Here is a 13,905-nt window from a genome sequence, read left to right on the forward strand (position 1 = left end):
TGGGGAGCCACGATGTTCCGCGTCCGTTCAGCCATGGCGCTTGCCGCCACCCTGCTGCAGGCATCGGCCTGCGCGGCGGAACCGATTGCCCTGTACACCGAGGATTACCCGCCCTTTAATTGGGCCGACAAAGCCAGCGGCAAGGTGACGGGGCTGTCGGTCGACATCGTCGCCGAACTGATGCGGCGCGCTGGCGTGGCGACTGCCGGACCATTCCTGCTGCCGTGGGCTCGCGCGCTGAGGCAGACCGCCATCACCCCCAACTCCTGCCTGTACATCACGGCACGCACGCCGGAGCGCGAAGCAAAGTTCCAGTGGATCGGCCCGATCAACCGCAATGACTGGGTCCTGTTTGCCCGCCGCAGCGATCACATCGTCCTGCGCAACCTGGACGACGCCAAACCTTACAAGATCGGCACCTCCATCGACGACGCCTCGATCTCCGTCTTGCGCGAACACCAGCTGCAATTCACCCTCACCTCCTCGGAGCGCCTGAACCCCGCCAAGCTGCAGATGGGGCGTATCCAGTTATGGTCGATAGGCCGGCTGCCTGGCCTGTCCATGCTGCGCGAAATGGGCATCATGGACGTCGAACCGGTGCTGACCTTCATCCAGGCCGATATGTACCTGAGCTGCAACAAGAGCATGGATGCGACCGAGGCCGCGCGCCTGAACGACGTCCTGCACGGCATGTACCGCGACGGCACCATCCAGCACATCTATACCCGCTACGGCTACGAGAAGGAAGCCCCGCGCCTGGGCGCAGCATCCCGCTGAGGCCAGTGTTGTCAATTGCGTATAATGCTCGGCTATCACAACAACCCCGGCAGCGTCATGCTCGACCTCCGCACCATCAACTCCATCACCGGCATGATGGCATTGCTTATGGCTTTCGTGCTGCTGGGGATGCGCCATTACTATCCGCGCCGCATCAAGGGGACTCTGTTGTGGGCGCTGTCGCCCATCGTCGGCGGCTGCTCCTCGCTGGCCTACGGCCTCGACGGCGTGCTGCCCGCCGCGCTGGCGGCCATGCTGGGCAATGCGCTGGCCTACGCCAGCGCCGCGATGAACCTGTTCGGCACGGCGGCGTTCTATGAACAGCCGCTGAACGGCCGCCGCTGGCTGGCCTTCACGCTGGCCGTGCTGGGCGTCATCGCCTGCTTCATGCTGGTCTGGCCCGACTACCGGATGCGCGTGCTGGTGTTTGCGCTGGCGATGACGGTCTACACCGGCATGCACGCGTCGCTGCACTGGCGGCATGGCCTGAGCTTTGCCGGCCGTCTGCTGGCGGCGTTGTTGCTGCTGCGCTGCCTGATCCTGCTGCTGCGCGCCGGCAGCGCGCCCTTCATCGACGCCGCCGACGCCACCCGCTACGGCCCGACCTTGATCCAGATGCTGTATCTGAGCTCGTTCAGCGTGGGCGGCATGCTCACCTGCCTGGGCTTCGTCCTGCTGGCGAGCGAACGCGTGCGCGCGGAATTCGAACGCATGGCCAACGTCGATCCGCTGACGGGCGCGGCGTCGCGGCGGGCCATCATGCAGTCGCTCGACGGCGAAGTGCAGCGCTGGCGGCGCACCGGCCGGGTGTTTTCGATACTGCTGCTCGACATCGACCACTTCAAGCGCATCAACGACCGCCACGGCCACGCGGTCGGCGACCAGGTGCTGGCGCGGTTTGCCGACAGCGTCAAATCCGCGCTGCGTTCCATCGATACGCTGGGCCGTTATGGCGGCGAGGAATTCGTCGTCCTGTTGCCCGACAATGATTTGCAGAGCGCCGCCGTCGCCGCCGAACGGGTGCGCCATGTCGTCGAGCGGCAGATCGTCGAGGCGGGCTTGCCGGCCTGTACCACCAGCATCGGCTGCGCCTGCATCGACGGCAGCGGGCCGACCGTGGAGGCCCTGCTGGCGGATGCCGACGCCGCCCTGTACACGGCCAAGCACGAGGGCCGCAACGCCGTGCGCCTGGCCCAGCCGCAGGCGGAACAAGCTAGCGCGTCGGCGCGACGGTGATGACGGTGCGGCTCAGGTCTATGCCGCGGATCTGAACCGAGCCGAAGTTGGCGTTGTCGCTGGCGCCGGTGCGGATGTTCTGCAGATCGAGCTCGCCTATCGATGCCGGCAGCGCCAGGTTGATCGAGCCGTCGGCGTTCATGCGCGGCGCGCTGCCGTTCGGCCCGTACACCACGTCGCGCGCCGTCACATCGGCGCTCAATACGCCCAGCAGCGGAAACAGCGCCGTGCCCATCTCGGCGGATTTGGCGTCGGCGCCGCCCATGCCGCCGAACAGGCCGTGCAAGGGAAACAGGCCGCGATGCAGCGAACGCGGCGGCAGGCGCACCACCGGCGCCGGGATCGGCGTCGAGACGCCGCGCAGCTCGGCGTCGTTCAGGGTGCGCAGCCTGGCCGCCGCGTCATCGCCGTGCGCCGACGACAGCGCGCCGAACAGGGAGCCGAACAGCGCCATGCTGGAGAAAATCCGTGTGAGGTTCATAGGTCCCTGAGCTTGAGTGCAGCCATGGCCTCATGCTAGCACCGTCCGCCGCGGCGGTGTGCCGTTGCAGACTGACCCCAGCGGCCAATCGGCGATCAGGCCGGCGATCAGGCTGCGCTGTCGCGATCGCTGACCACGACCAGCACCTGCGCCTCGCTGCCGTCCAGGCTGCGGATGCGGTGCGGGATGACGGCGTTGAAGTAGAGCGAATCGCCGGCCTCCAGCTGCACCAGCTGGTCGGGGAATTCGATTTCAATCCGGCCCTGGTGGACGAACAGCAGTTCCTCCCCTTCGTGCTCCTTGAACGCCGACGCCACGAAATCCAGCGGCGGCCGCAACATGAAGGGCAGCATCTGCTTCGGCGCCAGATTGGCCGCGATGCTTTCCACCGCCCGCCCGCCGCCATCCATCGACGCCCGTTCGGCGGCGCGGGTGATGCTGACCAATTCCTGGTTGCGGCGGTCGGACACCAGCTCCTCCACGCTCACCTGCAAGGCCTTGGCCAGCTTCAAGGCCACCGCGATCGACGGCACGCTGATGCCGCGCTCTATCTTCGACAGATAACTCTTGGTCAGCCCGGTCTGCTCCGCCAGGAACTCCAGCGTCCATCCTTTTTGTTTTCTCAGTAGTTTCAGGCGAATAGTCATAGGCGCTCGGTTCATGGATAAAAATAATTGTACCGCATGACACTTTGTATCCTATAATTCACTTTGTGTCATTCACTCACCCAAGGAGGCCACACGATGAACACACTGGACATGTCCAAGGCGGATTTGATTACGCTGGCGCAGCAGCGGCTGGAGCGCGAGGTCCGGCCCGGCGAATGGAGCGACCGCCAGAAACTGGCGCTGACTTGCCGCATCCTGTACGACGGCGGCCACGATTCCGGCCTGGCCGGACAGATCACCTGCCGCACCGGCGAGCCGGGCCGCTTCTACACCCAGCAGCTGGGCTATGGCTTCGACGAGATCAGCGCCGCCAGCCTGATCGAAGTCGACCAGGACCTGCAGGTGGTGAACGGCCAGGGCATCCCCAATCCGGCCAACCGCTTCCACACCTGGATCTACCGCCAGCGTCCCGACGTGAACTGCATCATCCACACCCACCCGCTGCACGTGGCCGCGTTGTCGATGCTGGAAACGCCGCTGCAGATCTCGCACATGGACACCTGCCCGCTGTTCGACGACTGCGCCTTCCTGGCGCACTGGCCGGGCGTCCCGGTCGGCAACGAGGAAGGTGAAATCATCGCCGGCGCGCTGGGCGCCAAGCGCGCCATCCTGCTGGCCCACCACGGCCAGCTGGTGGTCGGCGCGACCATCGAGGAAGCCTGCATGCTGGCCATCCTGATCGAGCGCGCCGCGCGGCTGCAGCTGCTGGCCATGGCCGCCGGCGCCATCCAGCCGCTGCCGCCCCGGCTGGCGGCCGAGGCGCACGACTGGATTTCCACCGCCAGGCGCGACCAGGTGACGTTCGCCTACTACGCCCGCCGCGCATTGCGCAGCCATCAAGACTGTCTGATCTAACCCTTACCGGAGCTCTCCATGACCACTGCATTCAAAGGCATCATCGCTTATCCCGTCACGCCGTTCACCCAGGACGACCGCGTCGACCTGCCCACGCTGGCGCGTCTGATCGACGACCTGGTCCGGCAAGGCGTGCACGGCATCGCGCCGCTGGGCAGCACCGGCGAAAGCGCCTACCTCGACGACAAGGAATGGGACGCGGTGGCGCAAGCCTCGCTGCAGGCGGTGAACCGGCGCCTGCCCACCGTGGTCGGCATTTCCGACCTGACCACGCGCGGCGCGGTGCGGCGCGCACGCTACGCCAGCCAAGCCGGCGCCGACGCGCTGATGGTGCTGCCGGTGTCGTACTGGAAGCTGACGCCGGATGAAATCGTCAGGCACTACGCCACCATCGGCGACGCGGTCGATATCCCCATCATGTTGTACAACAATCCCGCCACCAGCGGCATCGACCTGGCGCCGGAATTGATCGCCCGCATATGCCGCGAGGTGCCGGCGGTGACGATGGTGAAGGAAAGCACCGGCGACATCCAGCGCATGCACCGCCTGGTGCAATTGACCGAGGGCAGCGTGCCTTTCTTCAACGGCAGCAATCCGCTGGCGTTGGCGGCGTTGGCGGCCGGCGCCAGCGGCTGGTGCACCGCCGCGCCCAACCTGCAGGCGCAGCTGCCGCTGGCGCTGTACGAGGCGGTGGCGGCCGGCGACCTGGCGACGGCGCGCGCGCTGTTCTACCGCCAGCTGCCGCTGCTGCAGTTCATCGTCAAGGGCGGCTTGCCGACCACCATCAAGGCCGGCCTGCGCCTGCGCGGCTTCGACGCCGGCGTGCCGCGCGCGCCGCTGCAGCCGCTGACGGCGGCCGACACCGGCGTCCTGGCCGGCATCCTGGCCACGCTGGACGCCGGCATGCGCTGAACGCCGCCGCTGTCTTGCCGACGCCACAGGGCGGCGGATTCCGGCCGCGCGCCCCTTGTATCGTGATAGCATAATGATAATATTCAACGCATACGGAGGCGACATGGCTGCACGGCATTACCTGGCGGTACTCGGACTGATATTGGCGGCGCCGTGCACGCTGGCGGACGACCACAGCCCGGTGGCGGCGCCCTCGCCCGCCGTCGGCGATTCGTGGACCTACCAATACACCGATGTGTGGAAAGGCGCCAAGGGCAACCTCAACCGCATGGAAGTGACCGGGGTCGACGCCGCCGGCGTGCATGTCGATATCAAGCGCGCGGCCAGCGGTGCGCTGCTGACCAGGCAGCTGTTCAGCGCCGAGATGAATCCCATCGACCGCGGCGCCATGCACTTCGCGCCGTCGTTCGCGCGCTACGCCTTCCCGCTGGCGCCCGGCAAGGAATGGACCACCGACGCCACCGGCGACAATCCCAAGTCCGGCAAGCACTGGCGCTACCGCATCAAGGGCAAGGTGCTGAACTGGGAAAAGATCACGGTGGCGGCCGGCGAGTTCGAGGCGCTGAAGGTGGAGGTGCAGGCGCTGTACAACGGCGAGGAGCCCAACAGCCCCGGCGGCAGCGGCCAGCTGACCGAGACGCTGTGGTTCGCGCCGGCGGTGAACAACTTCGTCAAACTCGACTACCGGGACACCGACTGGAACGGCCGCATCTTCAACCGCGACAGCTGGGAGTTGACCGCCTTCGTGCGCAAGTAGGCGCGCAACCGGGAGCCACGATGCCAGCCGCTCCCGCACCGCCGGCGCCACCGTCGCCTTATGCCGACGGCCGGCTGCATGCGCGGCCGGCGCTTTGGCGGCAGCGGCCGGCGGTGCTGCCGCGCCCCCTGCCGCTGGCGGCCGGCTCCCACATGCTGGCCTTCCCCAATCACCGCCATGCGCGCCTGTACGTGCCGCCGCATGACGGCGCCGCGCCGCTGCCGCTGCTGGTGCTGCTGCACGGCGCCGGCGGCCAGCACGGCGGCGGCGACGCCATCGCGCTCGCGCATGCGACCCGCCATGGCACGCTGCTGTTGCTGCCGGAAGCGCAATCGACCAGCTGGGACGTGCTGCGCGGCGGCTACGGCGCCGACCTGGCCTTCATCGACCGCCTGCTGGCGTGGGCCATGCAGCGCTACCCGGTCGACGCCGGCGCCGTCACCATCGGCGGCTTTTCCGACGGCGCCTCGTATGCGCTGTCGGTGGGCTTGATGAACGGCGAGCTGTTCGGCGACATCCTGGCGTTCTCGCCGGGCTTTATTGCGCCGCTGCGGCGCAGCGGCATGCCGCGCGTGTTCATCGCCCATGGCACGCAAGACCCGGTGCTGTCGGTGGAACGGGGCAAGGCCATCGCGCTGAAGCTGGCCGGCGAAGGCTACGATGTGCGCTACGCGGAATTCAACGGCGCCCACCTGGTCGAACCGGCCATCGCCCACGCGGCCTTGCGCCAGCTGGCGGCGCGCTAGCGGACTAAACGCCGTCGGCGGCGACCACCTGGTTGCGGCCGCCCGCCTTGGCGGCGTACAGGGCCTTGTCGGCCGCTTCCACCAGCATGCCGGCCGCGTGCTCGCCGCGGCGCGGCGTGATGGCCGCCACGCCGGCGCTGATGGTCAGCACGCCGAACGGGCTGCCGCGGTGCGCGGTCTGCAGCTGCTCGATCGCCTGGCGGATGCGCTCGGCCACCGCCAGCGCCCCCGCCAGTTCGGTGTTCGGCATCAGGATGCCGATCTCCTCGCCGCCGTAGCGCGCCACCACGTCGCCGGCGCGCTTGGGCGTCAGCACGCGTATCAGCTTGCTGACGGTGCGCAGGCAATCGTCGCCCGCGCCGTGGCCGTACAGGTCGTTGTACTGCTTGAAGTAGTCGACGTCGATCATCACGAAGGACAGCGTGTCGGCATGGCGCACGGCGCGGCTGAACTCATTGCCCAGCGTGACGTCGAGCTGGCGGCGGTTGGCCAGCCCGGTCAGGCCGTCCTGCATGGCCAGCCGTTCCAGCGTGCGGTTGGCGCCCTCCAGCTGGTCGCGCGCCTGGCGCAGCTCGGCCTCGGCCTGCACCCGCAGATTGATCTGCCCCACCAGCCGCTTGCCGAAAAAGCCCAGCAGCGCGGCCAGCACGATCACGCCGATCGAGCGCGTGAAGCTGTCGCGCCGCCAGTGCTCCAGCATTTCCTCCTGCGACAGCGCGGCCGTCACGAACAGCGGATAGTGCTCCAGCGCGCGGTAGGAATTGAAGCGCAGCTCGTCGTCGTAGGGCGAGACGAACATGCCGCTGCCGCTGCCGTGCCGCGCGCTGTAGGCCTGGAACAGCGGATTGTCGCGCAGGCTGGTGCCGACGCGGTTGTCGTCGAACGGCCGGCGCACCATCAGCACGCCCTGGTTGGAGATCAGCGCCACCGCGCCGCGCGCGCCGATGTCGAAGCTCTGGTAGAAGCGGCTGAAGTAATCGATGTCCAGCGTGGCCAGCACCACGCCGCCGAAGCTGCCGTCGGCCTTGTTCAGGCGGCGCGACACCGGGATGATCCACTTGCCGCTGGTGCGGCTGATCACCGGCTCGCCGACGTGCGGCCCGCGCCCGTCGTGGGTGCGGTGGTAGACGAAGTATTCGCGGTCGGCGTTGTTGAGCGACGGCCCCAGCACCGCGCGCGAGTTGACCAGCCACTGGCCGCCCTCGTCGTACACGAACAGGCCGGCCAGCTGCGCCAGGTTGGCCACCTGGGCCTGCATCTGCCGGTGCACGCGCGCCAGCGCGGGGGCGCCCAGGCCATCGGTCTCGATGCGCTCGACGATGTCGGCCAGCGAGGTGTCGGCCGCCTTGATGGTGTCGTCGGCGTGCTGCGCCATCGCGCGCGCGACGTTGGACGTGAGGCGCTGGATTTCCTGCACCTGGGCGTCGCGCGCGATCAGGCTGCGCCAGACGTCGACCGCGATCAGCGACAGGCAGACCACGCCGACGAACAGCGTCGCCCAGAAGGTGATGGTGTAGCGCTTAAACATGGCCCTGAGCATGGCCCCGCGCATGGCCCGGCGTCGCGGCCAGCATGGGCTGCAGGCTGCGCCACACCAGTTCCGGCGTCAGCTTGACCATGCAGTCCTGGTGGCCCAGCGGGCACTCGCGTTGCCGGCACGGCGAGCAATCGAGGCGCAGCGAGATCGACGCGGCCAGGTCGGCAAACGGCGGCGCGTGGTCGGGATCGGTGGGGCCGTACAGCGCCACCACCGGCCGGTTCAGCGCCGAGGCAATGTGCAGCAGGCCGGAATCGTTGGCGACCACGGCGGCGCTGGCGGCGATCAGCGCGACGGCGTCGGCCAGGCTGGTGGCGCCGGCCAGGTTGAAGGCGGCATCGCCCGGCACGCCTTGCGCGACGTCGGCGCAGGCGTCCTTGTCCTTGGGTGAGCCGAGCAGCACGATCTGCGTCGCGCCCTCGCGTTCGAGCACGGCGCGCGCCAGGCCGGCGAAATGCGCGGCCGGCCAGCGCTTGGCGCCGCCGAACTCGGCGCCGGGGGCGAAGGCGACGATGGGCCGCGCCGGATCCAGGCCCAGGCGGGCGCAGACGGCGGCGATCTGCTGCACGCCAGCCGCCATGCGCGGGCGCGGCAGCGCGGCGCGCTCGGGCGCCGACTGCACGGCCTGCGGCGGCGTCGCCAGCGCGGCGTAGAACGCCACCATCGGCCGCGGCGGCGTTTCGTCGCGGTGCATGACGTTGATCAGGCCGTGCCGGCTTTCGCCCTTGTAGCCGACGCGGCGGCGGATGCCGGCCAGCCAGGGGATCAAGGCGTACTTGATGGTGTTGGGCAGCACGTAGGCTTCGGCGTAACCACGCCGGCGCAGCAGGCGCGCGTATTTCCAGCGTTCGCGCAATTGCAGCGCGCCGTGGCGGAACGGGGTTTCCAGCACTTCGTCGACTTCGGCCATCTGCCGCCACACCGGCGACACCGCCGGCGGCGCCAGCACGTCGATCGGCCGCCCCGGATGGGCCGCGCGCAACAGCTGCAGCAGGGGCTGCGCCATGACGGCGTCGCCGATCCAGTTGGGGGAAATGACCAGGATGCGCTCTGCGGTCCCGGCGGTGACGTTTTTTTCTGGCAACACGGATTCTTTCATCATCGTCGGGCCGGTGGCCCATGCCGGACCGATTATCGCCCATCGCGGGCCCAGCGACAAGCGGCGGCGCCCTGCCGGGCGGCCCGAAATACCGCGGCCTTGGCGCTATGGCGTGCTGCTATAATCGGGGCTTTTGCTCCGGCCCCAGGCCCCTCTCGCGTGACCATGACTCCAGCCAGCCCCTCGACGCCGCAAATTGAATATGGCGGTCCGCTCTCCTCCACGATGATCTTCCTGCTGCCGGCGCTGGCGCTGTCGAGCAAGGTCGGCCTCGGGCTGGTGCAATTGATGATCTTGCTGCTGCTGATACGCCGCGGCCGCCCGCTGCTGGCGCTGTACCGGCGCCACTGGGGCGACATCGGCGGCGTGGTGCTGGCCTTCGGCGGCTACTTCCTGGTGTCGCTGCTGCGCCTGCTGCTGGACCGCCAGAGCCTGCACACCCTGGACGGCCCGTCGCGCCTGCTGTTCGGCCTCAGCTGCATCGGCGTGGTCTACTACCTGCGTCCGCGCGCCCGCCACTTCTGGCTGGGCCTGTCCTTTGCCGCCGTGCTGTCGGCGGTGGTGGCGCTGTACCAGGTCACGTTCGGCGGCATGGAGCGGGCGATCGGCTTCACCCACCACGAAATCACCTTCGGCGACCTGGCGCTGGCCTGCGGCCTGATGTCGCTGTGCGGCCTGGCCGACCTGCGCCACACGCGCATGAGCTGGCTGCCCGGCCTGGGCCTGGTGTGCGGCCTGCTGGCCTCGATGCTGTCGGCCTCGCGCGGCGGCTGGCTGGCGCTGCCGCTGGTGCTGATCCCGGTGGCCCGCTACGGCGTGCAGATCTACGGCCGCCGCCTGCTGCTGGTGGGCGTGCTGCTGCTGGCGGTGGTGGTGCTGGCCTTCGCCGTGCCGGCCACCGGCGTGGCGGTGCGGATCGAACAGGCTTTCGCTGAAATCCATAGCTATCTGACGCTGGGCGACGCCACCACCTCGGTCGGCATCCGCCTGGAGCTGTGGAAGGCCTCGCTGATGATGTTCGCCGAACACCCATGGCTGGGCGTGGGCCGCGAACAGTTCGACGTCGCGCTGCACGCGCTGGCGGCCCAGGGCCGCCTGCAGCAATCGCCGGCGCTGATCTACAGCAGCAGCCACAACGACATGCTGCACTGCCTGGCCACCGGCGGCCTGCTGGACTTCGGCCTGCTGCTGGCCATGTACATCGCGCCGCTGCGCTTCTTCTCCGGCCAGCTGCGCCGTCCCGACCAGGGCCAGCGCGCGCTGGCCCTGGCCGGCGTGATCGTGGTGGTGGCCTTCTTCGGCTTCGGCCTGACCGACGTCATGTTCTGGCTGATGATGCCCAAGGTGTTCTACGTGATGATGGTGTGCAGCCTGGTCGGCCTGTGCCTGGCGGCCCAGTATCCGGCGCCGGTGCCGCGCCGCATCCTGATCGCCCGCACCGACAATATCGGCGACGTCGTGCTGACGCTGCCGCTGGCCGGCTACCTGAAGCAGCGCTATCCGCAGGCCGAGGTGGTGTTCCTGTGCCGCCGCTACGCCGCCGCCGTGGTGGCGCAGTGCCGCCACGTCGACCAGGTGCTGACGCTGGAAGAACTGGGCGACGACTGGGCCCACGGCCTGGCGCGCAGCGGCTGCGACACCATGATCTTCACCTTCCCGATGCGCACGCTGGCGGCGGCCGCGCGCCGCGCCGGCATCAACCGCCGCATCGGCAGCAGCCACCGCATCCACCACTGGTACCACTGCAACCGCCTGGCCACCTTCAGCCGCGCCGATTCGCCGCTGCACGAGGCGCAGCTGAACTTCAAGCTGCTGCTGCCGCTGGGCATAGACCACGTGCCGCCGCTGGAACAGTTGAAGACCATGTACGGCCTGAACACGCCGCGCCACCCGGCCGCCGACGCCGTGCTGGCCCAGCCCGGCTTCAGCGTGATCCTGCATCCCAAGTCCAACGGCAACGGCCGCGAGTGGCCGCTGCAGCACTACACGGCGCTGGCCGCGCTGCTGGGCAAGGTGGACGGCGTGCGCGTGCTGGTGACGGGCAGCGCCGCCGAGGGCGAGCTGCTGGCGCAGCAGGCGCCGGCGCTGCTGGCCTTGCCGAATGTGGAAAACCTGTGCGGCAAGCTGGACCTGGATGGCTTCACCGCGCTGATCGGCGGCTGCGGCGGCCTGATCGCCAGCGGCACCGGGCCGCTGCACCTGGCCTCGGCGCTGGGACGGCCGGCGGCCGGGCTGTTCCCGCCGCTCAAGCCTATCGATCCGGTGCGCTGGGGCGCGCTGGGTCCGCGCGCGCGCAGCCTGGTGACGTCGCCGGCCTGCGGCCAGTGCGCCGATCCGGCGCTGTGCACCTGCATGCTGGCGATCACGCCGGAGCAGGTATTGGCAGTGGTGATGGAATGGCGCGCGGAAGCGCTGGTCGAGACTGTACCTGCCTGAAACACGGCGCAGGCCGGGCCTGCGCCAGTCCTTTAATCCTGCATCGTAATCCGTACCAGGTCGGCGACATTGTCGACCCCCAGCTTGGCCATCAGCCGCGCCTTGTGCACTTCCACGGTGCGCACGCTGATGCCCAGCGCCGGCCCGATCTCGCGGTTGTGGCGGCCCGTGACCACCAACTCCATCACTTCGCGCTCGCGCGGCGTCAGCTCGCTCAGCAGGGTGACGTTGCGGCTGCGCTTTTGCTGCTCGCTGTGCACGCTGCGGGCGCGCGCCAGCGCCTCGTCGATGGCGCCGATCAGCTTGGCGTCGTCGAAGGGTTTTTCCAGGAAGTCCACCGCATCGGCCTTGAAGGCCGCGCGCGCCATGCTGACGTCGCCGTGGCCGCTCATGATGATCACCGGGATCGGGCAGCCGCGCCGCTGCAGCTCCAGTTGCAGACTCAGGCCGTCCATGCCGGACATGCGGATGTCGATCAGCATGCAGCCGCTCCAGGCCGGCTGCCACGATTGCAGGAAGGCTTCGCCGCTGGCGAACATGGCGGTGCGGTAGCCGCGCACGCCCAGCAGCAGGCCCAGCGCGTCGCGCACCGAGGGATCGTCGTCGACGATGAATACGGTCAAATCATGCTGCATAGTGTTCTCCATCCTGCTCCAACGGGCGTGCCAAGGGCAGCGCCAACCTGAAAATTCCGTGCTCGCCCACCTCGGCCCACAGCGAACCGCCGTGCGCCTCCATGATGGCGCGGCTCAGCACCAGTCCCAGCCCCAGGCCGCTGGCCTTGGACGAGACGAAGGGCTCGAACAAGCGCGCCGCCAGCGCCGCCGACACGCCCGTGCCGCTATCCTCCACCGACAGCTGCAAACAGCCGCCCCGCAGCGGCGCCTGGCCGGGGCGGCGCTTGCCGTCCAGCCGCTGCGCCGACAGCGTGATGCGGCGCGCGCCGGCCGGCCGCTCCTGCACCGCCTCCAGCGCGTTGGCCAGCAGGTTGCGCAGCACCAGCTCCAGCTGCAATCGATCGGCCAGGATGGCCAGCGGCGGGATCTCGCCCACCTTCAGCTCGACGCCGTGCTCGCGCATCTGGCCGAAGAACTGCTGGCTGATGCCCGATACCAGCTGGCCGGCGTCGACCGCCTCCAGCTTCATGGCGCCGGTGCGGAAGAAATCGCGCAGCCGCCGCACCACGTCGGCGGCCCGGCCCGATTCGGCGATCATGCGCTGGATCGCGCCCTTGAGCACCTCGCCGCTCTCGCCCCGCTCCAGCAGGAACTCGCAGGCCTTGCCGTAGGCGCCCAGCGCCGTCAGCGGCTGGTTCAACTCGTGCGCCAGCGCGGCGGCCATCTCGCCGGCCGCCGCCAGGCGCAGCGTCTGTTTCAACTCGCTGGCCACCTTGCGCAGCTCGTCGACCGCGATGCCGATCGAAAAGCCCACCAGCGCCAGCACCGCGTCCAGCATCTGCAACTCATGCACGGCGATGTTGACCGCATGGTTCCACTTGACCAGCGCGCCAATGCCGGCCTGCAGCACAAACACCATCAGCGCCGTCCCGAACAGGCCCTGGCGGAAAGCCGCCCAGATCACCGGCAGGAACAGGAAGTAAAAATGCTTGAACTCCGAGGTGGCGATGGTGCCGAACACCATGTACAGCACGCAGATCGCCAGCCCCAGATAGGCCAGCGTCTCGGCCCGCCACACGGTCGCCTTCAGGCGCTGGCGGCCGCTGGGGCTGGACAGCATCCAGATCAGCGGCATCGACACCAGCACCCCGACCACGTCGCCGATGCCGAAGCGCAGCACCGCCTCGCCCCACTGCCCGGCCGGGATCAAGCCGGCCGCCGACAGCACGGTGATGTAGCCGATATCGTTGACCAGGGTGCCGACCACCACGATCAGCAGCCACTGGAACAGGCGGTCGCGGCTGTCGAACACGCCGCCGTCGCCGAAGCGTCGCCGCAGCGCCGCGCCCAGCAAGCCGTAACCGGCCGCCAGCCACAAGGAGCTGAGCAGGCTCACGGTCCAGCCGGCCGGCATGCCGCGCACCAGCAGTTCGCCGCCGATCAGGGCCAGCAGCCACGGCAGCGCCGCGCGCCAGCCATGGCGCAGCCAGAACACCAGGCCCAGCGCCGGGTCCGGATTCCAGGGCGTGATGTTCAAGCCGTACAAGGGATCGATATAGGTGGCCCAATCGAACAGCAGGTACAGCGCGATGAACGCCGGGAATTCCAGGTAGGACAGGCGCGACGGCTTAGGAGTCAGTGGCATGGTGGCTTTGTATCGTTATGTAGCATTATGCATTGCCATAATTCATCGCGCATTGCTTTTCGCTACTACGCGTTCCCCTTATGCCGGCGCTTTCGCCTCTATACAACACTTACTTTTCCGAAGCAGCAATTATTAAGGG

13 protein-coding genes are annotated in these 13,905 nt (G+C 68.6%); 7 read left to right on the top strand and 6 right to left on the bottom strand.

The genetic code is table 11. From position 1 onward, the window contains the following. The first annotated feature begins 12 nt into the window (after window positions 1-12). Together GEV01_RS16800 and GEV01_RS16805 are read left to right on the top strand one after the other, a co-directional pair. Window positions 13-777, top strand: coding sequence for a substrate-binding periplasmic protein (locus GEV01_RS16800; RefSeq protein WP_152806464.1), 765 nt, complete (start codon window positions 13-15; stop codon window positions 775-777). Between the two features lie 57 nt (window positions 778-834). Then, the gene (locus GEV01_RS16805) at window positions 835-2,013 is read left to right on the top strand and encodes a GGDEF domain-containing protein (RefSeq protein ID WP_175023092.1); all 1,179 of its coding nucleotides are present in this window, start codon (window positions 835-837) and stop codon (window positions 2,011-2,013) included. On the opposite strand, the gene GEV01_RS16810 is transcribed toward GEV01_RS16805, so the two are convergent. Continuing rightward, window positions 1,991-2,494, bottom strand: coding sequence for a hypothetical protein (locus GEV01_RS16810; RefSeq protein ID WP_152806469.1), 504 nt, complete (start codon window positions 2,492-2,494; stop codon window positions 1,991-1,993). The two genes, GEV01_RS16805 and GEV01_RS16810, sit on opposite strands and share 23 nt — an antisense overlap. 107 nt (window positions 2,495-2,601) lie before the next feature. Beyond that, window positions 2,602-3,141, bottom strand: a complete 540-nt coding sequence (locus GEV01_RS16815) for a helix-turn-helix domain-containing protein (protein ID WP_152806471.1) — start codon at window positions 3,139-3,141, stop codon at window positions 2,602-2,604. Between the two features lie 96 nt (window positions 3,142-3,237). On the opposite strand from GEV01_RS16815, the gene GEV01_RS16820 reads away from it, so the two are divergent. The 4 genes from GEV01_RS16820 (at window position 3,238) to GEV01_RS16835 (ending at window position 6,432) form a co-directional block, all read left to right on the top strand. Beyond that, complete coding sequence (locus GEV01_RS16820) at window positions 3,238-4,017, top strand: aldolase (RefSeq protein WP_152806473.1); 780 nt, start codon at window positions 3,238-3,240, stop codon at window positions 4,015-4,017. An 18-nt stretch (window positions 4,018-4,035) separates the two neighbouring features. Beyond that, a complete protein-coding gene (locus tag GEV01_RS16825) occupies window positions 4,036-4,929 on the top strand; it encodes a dihydrodipicolinate synthase family protein (RefSeq protein WP_152806475.1) in 894 nt (297 codons plus the stop codon). Window positions 4,930-5,032: 103 nt separating this feature from the next. After that, complete coding sequence (locus GEV01_RS16830) at window positions 5,033-5,686, top strand: hypothetical protein (RefSeq protein WP_152806477.1); 654 nt, start codon at window positions 5,033-5,035, stop codon at window positions 5,684-5,686. A 20-nt stretch (window positions 5,687-5,706) separates the two neighbouring features. Continuing rightward, window positions 5,707-6,432 (top strand): alpha/beta hydrolase, encoded by a 726-nt coding sequence (locus GEV01_RS16835; RefSeq protein ID WP_152806479.1) that lies wholly within the window; start codon window positions 5,707-5,709, stop codon window positions 6,430-6,432. Window positions 6,433-6,436: 4 nt separating this feature from the next. Here the strand turns inward: GEV01_RS16835 and GEV01_RS16840 are convergent, their stop codons facing one another. Together GEV01_RS16840 and waaF are read right to left on the bottom strand one after the other, a co-directional pair. After that, on the bottom strand, window positions 6,437-7,960 hold the full coding sequence (locus GEV01_RS16840) for a GGDEF domain-containing protein (RefSeq protein ID WP_175023094.1): 1,524 nt from the start codon (window positions 7,958-7,960) through the stop codon (window positions 6,437-6,439). Next, window positions 7,953-9,068, bottom strand: a complete 1,116-nt coding sequence (gene waaF, locus GEV01_RS16845; protein WP_152807076.1) for a lipopolysaccharide heptosyltransferase II — start codon at window positions 9,066-9,068, stop codon at window positions 7,953-7,955. Before waaF ends, GEV01_RS16840 begins: the two co-directional genes overlap by 8 nt. Before the next feature lie 165 nt (window positions 9,069-9,233). On the opposite strand from waaF, the gene GEV01_RS16850 reads away from it, so the two are divergent. After that, the gene (locus tag GEV01_RS16850) at window positions 9,234-11,504 is read left to right on the top strand and encodes an O-antigen ligase family protein (protein WP_152806483.1); all 2,271 of its coding nucleotides are present in this window, start codon (window positions 9,234-9,236) and stop codon (window positions 11,502-11,504) included. Between the two features lie 32 nt (window positions 11,505-11,536). Here the strand turns inward: GEV01_RS16850 and GEV01_RS16855 are convergent, their stop codons facing one another. Then, the gene (locus tag GEV01_RS16855; RefSeq protein WP_152806485.1) at window positions 11,537-12,139 is read right to left on the bottom strand and encodes a response regulator transcription factor; all 603 of its coding nucleotides are present in this window, start codon (window positions 12,137-12,139) and stop codon (window positions 11,537-11,539) included. Then, window positions 12,129-13,766, bottom strand: coding sequence for a sensor histidine kinase (locus GEV01_RS16860; RefSeq protein WP_152806488.1), 1,638 nt, complete (start codon window positions 13,764-13,766; stop codon window positions 12,129-12,131). The genes GEV01_RS16855 and GEV01_RS16860 overlap by 11 nt, the downstream gene beginning before the upstream one ends. Window positions 13,767-13,905 lie beyond the last annotated feature (139 nt).

This window comes from Rugamonas rivuli (assembly GCF_009380165.1).
Taxonomy (GTDB): domain Bacteria; phylum Pseudomonadota; class Gammaproteobacteria; order Burkholderiales; family Burkholderiaceae_D; genus Rugamonas; species Rugamonas rivuli.

What these genes read in the sequence shown, in the direction of transcription:
- GEV01_RS16830 (WP_152806477.1), top strand. Translation starts at nt 5,033, where the DNA reads ATGGCTGCACGGCATTACCTGGCGGTACTCGGACTGATATTGGCGGCG.
- GEV01_RS16860 (WP_152806488.1), bottom strand. Translation starts at nt 13,766, where the DNA reads ATGCCACTGACTCCTAAGCCGTCGCGCCTGTCCTACCTGGAATTCCCG.
- GEV01_RS16840 (WP_175023094.1), bottom strand. Translation starts at nt 7,960, where the DNA reads ATGTTTAAGCGCTACACCATCACCTTCTGGGCGACGCTGTTCGTCGGC.
- GEV01_RS16800 (WP_152806464.1), top strand. Translation starts at nt 13, where the DNA reads ATGTTCCGCGTCCGTTCAGCCATGGCGCTTGCCGCCACCCTGCTGCAG.
- GEV01_RS16835 (WP_152806479.1), top strand. Translation starts at nt 5,707, where the DNA reads ATGCCAGCCGCTCCCGCACCGCCGGCGCCACCGTCGCCTTATGCCGAC.
- GEV01_RS16815 (WP_152806471.1), bottom strand. Translation starts at nt 3,141, where the DNA reads ATGACTATTCGCCTGAAACTACTGAGAAAACAAAAAGGATGGACGCTG.
- GEV01_RS16825 (WP_152806475.1), top strand. Translation starts at nt 4,036, where the DNA reads ATGACCACTGCATTCAAAGGCATCATCGCTTATCCCGTCACGCCGTTC.
- GEV01_RS16820 (WP_152806473.1), top strand. Translation starts at nt 3,238, where the DNA reads ATGAACACACTGGACATGTCCAAGGCGGATTTGATTACGCTGGCGCAG.
- GEV01_RS16855 (WP_152806485.1), bottom strand. Translation starts at nt 12,139, where the DNA reads ATGCAGCATGATTTGACCGTATTCATCGTCGACGACGATCCCTCGGTG.
- waaF (WP_152807076.1), bottom strand. Translation starts at nt 9,068, where the DNA reads ATGAAAGAATCCGTGTTGCCAGAAAAAAACGTCACCGCCGGGACCGCA.
- GEV01_RS16805 (WP_175023092.1), top strand. Translation starts at nt 835, where the DNA reads ATGCTCGACCTCCGCACCATCAACTCCATCACCGGCATGATGGCATTG.
- GEV01_RS16850 (WP_152806483.1), top strand. Translation starts at nt 9,234, where the DNA reads ATGACTCCAGCCAGCCCCTCGACGCCGCAAATTGAATATGGCGGTCCG.
- GEV01_RS16810 (WP_152806469.1), bottom strand. Translation starts at nt 2,494, where the DNA reads ATGAACCTCACACGGATTTTCTCCAGCATGGCGCTGTTCGGCTCCCTG.